The organism is Streptosporangium amethystogenes (genome assembly GCF_000721075.1).
GTDB lineage: Bacteria > Actinomycetota > Actinomycetes > Streptosporangiales > Streptosporangiaceae > Streptosporangium > Streptosporangium amethystogenes.
The window spans coordinates 1-523 of record NZ_JOEQ01000149.1 but is presented as its reverse complement, the minus strand read 5'-3'; the positions used below and the strand labels follow the sequence as shown (position 1 = coordinate 523).

Below are 523 nucleotides of genomic sequence, written 5' to 3'. Positions count from 1 at the left end.
CTGGTCAGCCTTTGCCGGGTCGTGTTCGACCTGTGCCTCCAGCCGCAATTGCCGTGATTCCGGGTCGGCGCCGTAGGCGGTGAACGACGGCTGAGTCGAGGGGAACGTCCACAGTCCTGATGCGAGCTGTCCCGGTGATGCTGTCAGCTCTGAGACCACGGGCTTGGAGGTGTCGACTCGTCCGGTCTGCCACTGTGACCACGGGCCCGCCACCCCGGTAGAGGTGGAGGTGCGCACTCGCCAGCGGATCAGCCATCCGTCCTTCAGTTTGCCCGAGGTCATCGTGGGTGTTTGCAGCCAGCACTTGCTCGATGTCGAGCAGCCCGAGGTGGACAGATCACCGGAGTCGGACCAGATCAGTCCTGAACCTTGGCCGGCGGCTGCCGGGTCGTGTTCGACCTGTGTCTCCAGCCGCAACTGCCGCGATTCCGGGTCGGCGCCGTAGGCGGTGAACGACGGCTGAGTCGACGGGAACGTCCACAACCCCGACACCAGCTGCCCCGGATACGCCGTTACTTCCGAC

At 65.4% G+C, this 523-nt stretch carries 1 protein-coding gene; it reads right to left on the bottom strand.

The features are described from left to right. On the bottom strand, window positions 1–523 hold a 523-nt coding region (locus IG98_RS52255; RefSeq protein ID WP_211264396.1), incomplete at both ends, for a hypothetical protein.